At 41.2% G+C, this 4,522-nt stretch carries 6 protein-coding genes; 3 read left to right on the top strand and 3 right to left on the bottom strand.

Features of this window, described 5'->3' with window-relative positions:
* Window positions 1–202 precede the first annotated feature (202 nt).
* The 3 genes from BLT32_RS12695 to BLT32_RS12685 all read right to left on the bottom strand — a co-directional run bounded on the left by BLT32_RS12695 (window position 203) and on the right by BLT32_RS12685 (window position 2,092).
* Entirely contained in the window at window positions 203–604 is a 402-nt protein-coding gene (locus BLT32_RS12695) for a hypothetical protein (protein WP_053954625.1), read from the bottom strand.
* On the bottom strand, window positions 601–1,533 hold the full coding sequence (locus BLT32_RS12690; protein WP_053954626.1) for a zinc dependent phospholipase C family protein: 933 nt from the start codon (window positions 1,531–1,533) through the stop codon (window positions 601–603). Before BLT32_RS12690 ends, BLT32_RS12695 begins: the two co-directional genes overlap by 4 nt.
* A gap of 145 nt (window positions 1,534–1,678) precedes the next feature.
* Window positions 1,679–2,092 (bottom strand): nuclear transport factor 2 family protein, encoded by a 414-nt coding sequence (locus BLT32_RS12685; protein ID WP_235444022.1) that lies wholly within the window; start codon window positions 2,090–2,092, stop codon window positions 1,679–1,681.
* Between the two features lie 519 nt (window positions 2,093–2,611).
* On the opposite strand from BLT32_RS12685, the gene BLT32_RS12680 reads away from it, so the two are divergent.
* From BLT32_RS12680 to BLT32_RS12670, 3 genes are all read left to right on the top strand, one after another.
* On the top strand, window positions 2,612–2,797 hold the full coding sequence (locus tag BLT32_RS12680; RefSeq protein ID WP_053954627.1) for a hypothetical protein: 186 nt from the start codon (window positions 2,612–2,614) through the stop codon (window positions 2,795–2,797).
* Window positions 2,787–3,893, top strand: a complete 1,107-nt coding sequence (locus BLT32_RS12675; RefSeq protein WP_053954628.1) for an LPO_1073/Vpar_1526 family protein — start codon at window positions 2,787–2,789, stop codon at window positions 3,891–3,893. Before BLT32_RS12680 ends, BLT32_RS12675 begins: the two co-directional genes overlap by 11 nt.
* 117 nt (window positions 3,894–4,010) lie before the next feature.
* The gene (locus tag BLT32_RS12670) at window positions 4,011–4,514 is read left to right on the top strand and encodes a DUF4062 domain-containing protein (protein ID WP_082343287.1); all 504 of its coding nucleotides are present in this window, start codon (window positions 4,011–4,013) and stop codon (window positions 4,512–4,514) included.
* Window positions 4,515–4,522 lie beyond the last annotated feature (8 nt).

The raw sequence follows: 4,522 nt of genomic DNA, 5'->3' as shown, positions 1-4,522 counted from the left end.
TTCATCGTATAACCACAAAATCAGCCTACTTCATGACATTAGTATATCAATACGATGTAAAATTTCTCGAACTAATAATGACCGCTTCTCGCTCAGAGCGTACTATAATTTGACGCCAGACATACTTAACTAAAGTCTACACAATTAGAGAGAATTGACGACTTCAAAAGTGCTTTTGATGAGCTCACCTCAATTACACACCTCAATTACACACCTCAAAAGCACTATTAGATAAAGCGCATGACGGTCGTTCACCGCATTCAAAAACCTTTTCAACTTTTGCCGTGCATCCGGCGTCCTCAATAATTAGAGAATTCCCCTCGCACATAAGCATTACCCAATTGCCGTTTTCAACGTATGATTCAACGTTAAAGTTGTCGAGGATAGCTTGGTAGTCTTCATTTGTGCTTGCGACCTGCTCAATAATTTGCTCATTGCTCAGTCCTTCAATGTCCTCGAATACATATTTAAAATTGACCTTTTGCACGAAGTCAGAAAAGTGAGACGCTGTTTCATAACGACCCTCCGTATCGCATAAAGCCTGATTTTCAGCTGCGCAAGCATTGCAAATTAGTGAAGCTAAGGTAACCAGTAAAAGTCTCATGATATGTTCTCCCACGTAGTCTGCTTGCCCGACGCCCTATCAACACCATTATCTAAGTTCCAATGTTTGAACATACTGATATCGCCATCATCAAATACAGCAGCCGCCAGAAACTCCCAATACTTCCGAACATTGGCAACTGCAAGGTCAAATATTTCGTCGTAATTTTTATTACTAGCTGGGGTTTTCAAATCGCGTATATAAGTTAAGTCCACCTCTTCACGCAAGGGATAACCACTGCCAGAATCGACCGCAACATGTCGCGCCCACTCAAAAAGTTTGTGCGTTTCTTCAGCTGTACCAGTAATTTTTCTAAAGCCATCGTGCCAACTCTCAATATCCGGCGGCGACTGTTCGAACTCTTCTGGGTATACATCTCTCAGTGCGGCCAACCAAACATTTCTAATAGTAGGGTTAAATTTCTCATCGACGTCGTACTTGGTTAGATTCTCAGTAATACGCTCGCAGTAGCCAGGTTCACCCAACCCCGTTCTTTCAAACCATATGTAGGTATCTTGATTCATTTCGCAAATTCGATGCGCTTTTTCATTACCCTCGTAGGGACCAACCCGACATTCAACCACTGGGTGAATCGTCACATCAGCTATAACATGCGAAATGTATCCAGCTAACCACGGAAAAACGAACAACTTATTTTCGTCGCTTAGCGCCTTTGTATTTTCAATAAGAGCTTTGACAATTCGTTTCGTGTCACCGAGGTGCATGTAGTCAGCCCATTCAGTTTGCTCATTACGGCCAAACAGCGTCAAGGTCAAATATGGATAATCTGGACTAACAGCACCCAGTTCAATGAGCTCTAAATGACTTCCTAGTTGCGCTTTAACTTTTGAGTCGATATTTAAGCTTTTGAGCCCTTTAAGCTCTCTTGCAACATTAGCAACACTTAAGTGAGCGAACGCACCTGGCATAATTGCCTCCCGTTGTAGCTTGCTCTAACTCCGGCATTTTGCATCTCGCTTTGCTATGCCGAATGCCGATAGAATTAATGCTCCTTGTATCTCATCCTAGATATCCTTCATTTGACATACAGTTGAGATACACTTTAATAACTCATTAGAAGTAGTGCCTAATAAGTTTTATTTTGTTGTTTTCGAATTCGAATAAAGTAACCAGCTTCTGTTTATTCTCTTCAGGGTTAGAATTCCCATTTTTATCAGTGCAAAGGTGTAAGTATTCGACAGTGACAGCATTAAGCCCTTCAATGACATTTTCTACCTGGATATCGCATTCACCATATTCTCCTAAATAGGAAAGCAGGCCTTTTCTGTATTCGGCTTTTGATTGAACGGCGTTAAACCTAGGATGCTCGAATGTTGCATCTTTGGTGAGCAGCGCAAGTAAGTTGCTAACATCGGCTTTTGTTGAATTCTTATGCTCTACAGCTTCTTGCGCTTCGAAATACTGGTTTACTTTAGCGGTCAAATCAGTTGCAAAGGCAGCGTTAGAGAGCAGTAATGAAGCAAACATTACATGACAATATTTCATTTTTCCTTCTCGAAGACTTGTTAATTATCAACCAACTAAACTACTCCTATACAACAATAAAGCAACCCTGTTATAAAACATCTATCTTTGGCGGAAGCGTCTACTGTCGGCAAGACTTGAATAAAATGATATACGAGTATCAGATGACGTGATGCCTTCGTGTTCTCCCATTTAGTAACGATAGGATTACAGTTACCGATTGAGTTTGCAGCTCTCAGTAATGAGTCCGCTTTGAGCGAGCAGCGGACCCTCTGACTTTCAAATTACCCAACTAATGCTAGCTGTCCCGTTATTAGTAAGTGTGGATGTCCCGAGGGATGCACGGCACACGCATTGCGGCAATATTGCGCGCTTTGTTGTAATGTGTATTTAAGTCGTTTACTGTCAATGACATAACAACGAATGAAGGTTAGATATTGTGAGCTCAGTAGAATGTAACTGAGCATGCTCAAAATGCCTTTGCTAACTCGGGACCTCTAAAATCAGGAAGATAATATAGATATGGATTGGATAGCAGAGAATAAGGATTGGCTTTTTAGTGGTATTGCCATTGCGCTACCTCTTGCGATTGTAGGCTGGTTTATTTCTTCCAGAAAAAATAGACAAAGCCAAAAAGGTGGGAATAATTCCACGAACATACAGGTTGGTAGGGATTTTAAGATGGGCAGTAGCAAGGATGACGAATAAGCAAAGCCAAAAAGGTGGAGATCAGTCTACAAATTTACAAGCTGATCAAATGGTTGTGCACGTAGGAATTGATGAAAAACGTGCACGTGAAGTCTTCCAAGAAATGAACCTTCAGTTAAGGCAGGATTATACTCAGGAGGCTCTGGAAATCGCGAACGCCAGGGTCTCAGAGTTTGAAGATAGACTAATGCCAAAAATGGAAAGAGTTGACGGTGCTCTGAAGGCTTTTGGAGACCCAAGCTTTCAATTGTTGTTGGTTGATGCACAAAAAGCAGCAGCCTCTACAGAAAGGCCTGCTGACTATGATTTATTATCTGAACTGCTTGTTCACCGATTCAAGAAGGGTGACAGTCGCATTGCAAGAGCAGGTATTAGTCTCGCGGTAGACATTGTTGATAAGGTTTCTGATGAGTCTTTATTAGGGTTAACAGTCGCACATGCTGTAAATAGTTTTCTGCCCGTCACCGGTGATATTAATCAGGGCCTAGATGTATTAAATGATCTATTTGGAAAGATAATCTACGAAGATTTACCTTCAGGCCATGAGTGGCTTGACCACTTGGATATTTTAAATGCAGTTCGCCTAAGTTCGTTTGGCGGTTTAAAAAAAGTACAACAGTATTATCCCGAAATTCTTCCTGGTTATGTCGATGTAGGCATAGAGAAGTCCTCTGAAAACCATACTAAAGCATTGGAAATACTGGATAGCAATAATTTAACTAGAGGCCTACTAGTTGATCATAGTTTAAATACTGACTACGTAAGAATTCCTATTCCTAGTAGAACGCAAATTGATTCTATTCAACTGCAGCGACAGGTGTTGCACGGTGGGGATTTGGTCGTTGTGCCCGTAAGTTTAACAGAAGCCCAAAAAACAGCGATAAACACTATCTACGATCTCTATTCTCAAGATGCCGGGTTAAAGCAGAACAATATCAATTCATTCATAGAAGAATGGGATAAAAGGCCAAATCTTAAGGTTCTCAAAGATTGGTGGGACACTATTCCTATTATTTTAACAATTACGGCCGCAGGAAAAGTTCTGGCTCACTCTAATGCCCAAAGGTGTGATGAAAAATTACCACCGATGGATTAGGAGTTTCAAGCTTTAGTGTATAACAAAGCCAGCCAGAGGTGCCAAAAAAACCGCCGCTTCGCTCTGGTTTTTCGGTCCCTGCTGGCGGCGTTAGACGCATCTATTAAATGAGGTCTCATGGATAAAAGGTATCAAGTTTTCGTAAGTTCAACATATGCTGACTTGAAAGAGGAAAGGCAGCATGTGATCCAGGCTCTCATGGAGATGGACTGTATTCCTGCTGGAATGGAATTATTCCCAGCTGCCGATGAAGAACAGTGGGAATTTATAAAAAAAGTTATTGACGACTGTGATTACTACTTACTTGTTATAGGTGGGCGCTACGGCTCTACAACAGATGATGGAATTAGTTACACCGAAAAGGAATTTGATTACGCGGTTGAACAAGATCTAAAAGTTGTTGCCCTAATTCATGGCGCTCCTGACGATATACCCTTTGGTAAATCAGAGAAGGATCCAGAGCTTAGAGAGAAACTTTTAGCTTTTAAAGACAAAGTTATGACTGGTAGATTAGTTAAATTTTGGAAAGCAGCATCGAGAGTGTTCAATATTCTGTGTCAGCCAAGTTTTCATAAATCTATGTGGCCATCCAGTCGACCTTCAAAGTGGATGGTTAGCTGAGACAGTGT

The sequence above is a fragment of the Idiomarina zobellii genome (assembly GCF_900100855.1).
GTDB classification, from domain to species: domain Bacteria; phylum Pseudomonadota; class Gammaproteobacteria; order Enterobacterales; family Alteromonadaceae; genus Idiomarina; species Idiomarina zobellii.
This window is presented reverse-complemented; position numbering and strand designations above follow the sequence as displayed.

Bases quoted from the DNA above. Each gene is read 5' to 3' on its own strand.
- BLT32_RS12690 (WP_053954626.1), bottom strand. From the start codon at position 1,533: ATGCCAGGTGCGTTCGCTCACTTAAGTGTTGCTAATGTTGCAAGAGAG.
- BLT32_RS12675 (WP_053954628.1), top strand. From the start codon at position 2,787: ATGACGAATAAGCAAAGCCAAAAAGGTGGAGATCAGTCTACAAATTTA.
- BLT32_RS12695 (WP_053954625.1), bottom strand. From the start codon at position 604: ATGAGACTTTTACTGGTTACCTTAGCTTCACTAATTTGCAATGCTTGC.
- BLT32_RS12685 (WP_235444022.1), bottom strand. From the start codon at position 2,092: ATGTTTGCTTCATTACTGCTCTCTAACGCTGCCTTTGCAACTGATTTG.
- BLT32_RS12680 (WP_053954627.1), top strand. From the start codon at position 2,612: ATGGATTGGATAGCAGAGAATAAGGATTGGCTTTTTAGTGGTATTGCC.
- BLT32_RS12670 (WP_082343287.1), top strand. From the start codon at position 4,011: ATGGATAAAAGGTATCAAGTTTTCGTAAGTTCAACATATGCTGACTTG.